This window comes from Streptomyces sp. WELS2, assembly GCF_013870595.1.
Taxonomy (GTDB): Bacteria; Actinomycetota; Actinomycetes; order Streptomycetales; family Streptomycetaceae; genus Streptomyces.
Genome location: NZ_JACBWZ010001008.1, coordinates 1 through 2,029 on the forward strand (window position 1 = coordinate 1; position 2,029 = coordinate 2,029).

Annotated in this window: 2 protein-coding genes; both read left to right on the plus strand. The window is 72.2% G+C overall.

Annotated elements, in window-relative coordinates:
• Positions 1-1,587 (plus strand): cbb3-type cytochrome c oxidase subunit I (locus tag H5J33_RS32895; protein ID WP_181798368.1); only part of this gene is annotated, 1,587 nt, incomplete at its 5' end.
• On the plus strand, positions 1,584-1,943 hold the full coding sequence (locus H5J33_RS32900) for a hypothetical protein (RefSeq protein WP_181798369.1): 360 nt from the start codon (positions 1,584-1,586) through the stop codon (positions 1,941-1,943). The genes H5J33_RS32895 and H5J33_RS32900, both read left to right, overlap by 4 nt.
• The last annotated feature ends 86 nt before the right edge of the window (positions 1,944-2,029 follow it).

The following is a 2,029-nucleotide window of genomic DNA, read 5'->3' on the forward strand; positions in this document are numbered from 1 at the left end:
GGCTGGATCGCCACCACCGACCACAAGCGCGTCGGCCTGCTCACCGCCGCCACCTCCCTGGTGCTCCTGCTGCTCATGGGCGTCCTCGCGCTGCTGATGCGCGGCCAGCTCGCCCGCCCCGAGGAGACCTTCCTCGGCCCCCACCTGTACGACCAGGTCTTCACCGTCCACGGCTCCGGGATGATCTACCTGGTCATGACGCCGTTCGCACTCGGCCTCGGCGTCTACCTGGTCCCGTTGCAGACCGGCGCACCCGGCATCGCCCTGCCCCGGCTGACCCTCCTCGGCTACTGGCTCTACGCGTTCGGCGCCCTCACCCTGCTCACCGGCTTCGCCACCCCGACCGGAGCACACGCCGCCGGCTGGTTCTCCTACCCGCCGCTGGCCGACGCCGAGTACTCGCCGGGCACCGGCAGCGACCTGTGGATCGTGGGCGTGTTCCTCGCCGTCACCGGGGCGATCCTGCAGGGCTGGGCGGTGCTGTGGACCATCCTGCGCCGCCGCACCCGGGGCATGACCATGCTGCGGCTGCCCGTGTTCTGCTGGGCCATGATCGCCACCTGTCTGATGGTCATCGGCGCCTTCCCGGCCCTGCTCGCCGCGCTCACCCTGCTGGCCGCGGGCCGCGCCGACGCCTCGGTGTTCGCGTCCAACACATGGAACATCGGCTACCAGCACCTCTTCTGGTTCTACGGGCACCCCGTCGTGTACGTGATGTTCTTCCCGTACCTCGCCGCCGTCGCCGAGGTGCTCGCGGTGTTCTGCGGGCGCCGCTTCTTCGGCTACCGGGGCACCGTGCTGTCCCTGCTGGTGTTCGCCGCCCTCTCCATGAGCGTGTGGGGCCACCACATGTTCGCCACCGGCCAGGCGGCCAACGACTACTACTCCCTGACCTCCATCGCCCTGCTCGTCCCCGCCGGCGTGGAGTACTTCGGCATGCTCGGCACCGTCCTCGGCGCCCGGCCCCGGCTGCGCACCCCGATGCTGTTCGCTCTCGCCTTCATCCCGCAGTTCCTGATCGGCGGCCTCACCGGGATCATGGTGGGCACCCCGGTGATCGACTACCACGTCACCGACAGCTACTTCGTGGTGGCCCACCTGCACTACGTACTGTTCGCGGGCAGCGCCTTCGGCCTGTTCGCCGCCGTCTACTACTGGTTCCCCAAGGTCACCGGCGTGCTGCTGGACGAGGGCATGGGACGGCTGCACTTCTGGCTGCTGGTCGTCGGCACCAATCTGACCTTCCTGCCGATGTTCGCCCTCGGCTACCTCGGCATGCCGCGCCGGGTGTCCACCTACGCCGCCTTCGACGGCTTCGGCACCCTCAACCTGCTCGCCGGGATCGGCGCGGCCTTCCTCGCCGCCGGCATGGCGGTGTTCGTGGTCAACGTGCTGCGCACCCTGCACGCCCGCCGCCTGGGCCGGGCCCGCCCGGCCGGCGACGACCCGTGGGACGGGCACACCCTGGAGTGGGCCACCCCGTCCCCGCCGCCGCGCCTGAACTTCCCGGCGGACCGCCCGCTGCCGCCCGTCACCAGCTTCGCCCCGCTGCTGGACCTCAAGCGCCGGGAGGGCAGCCGCGCATGAGACGGCATCCGTCCGCCGTGGTCGTCGCGGGCTGGGCGCTGCTCAACGGCGTCCTCCTCGCCGTCCTCGCGGTCTACGGCGAGAGCCCGCTGGTGTACTGGCTGTGGGGCGGCGTCGTCCTGGTCCTCGCCCTCGCCGCCGGAGCCGTGCTGCTGTCCTCCCGTTCGGCGCCCGACCAGCACGTCCGCTACCGGATCCCGGACCGGGGCGCGGGCGCGGTCCTGCCCGCCGCGACCGGCCTGCTGCTGGTCGCCCTGGGCTTCGTCTACGGCCACTGGCTGCTGTGCGTCGCCGTGCCCCTGCTGGGCGTCTCGGCCGCGCTCGCGGTACGCGGCACCACGGCCCGGGAAAGGTGAGGGGGCCGTGCATTCCGCTGACGCGTCGGTCGCGGTGACGGCCGCTCCGGCGCTCCTGGTCGCCGCGGTGATCCCGGCCGCCGTCC

Excerpts from the sequence above, each read along its gene's own strand:
- H5J33_RS32900 (WP_181798369.1), top strand. The coding sequence starts at position 1,584 with ATGAGACGGCATCCGTCCGCCGTGGTCGTCGCGGGCTGGGCGCTGCTC.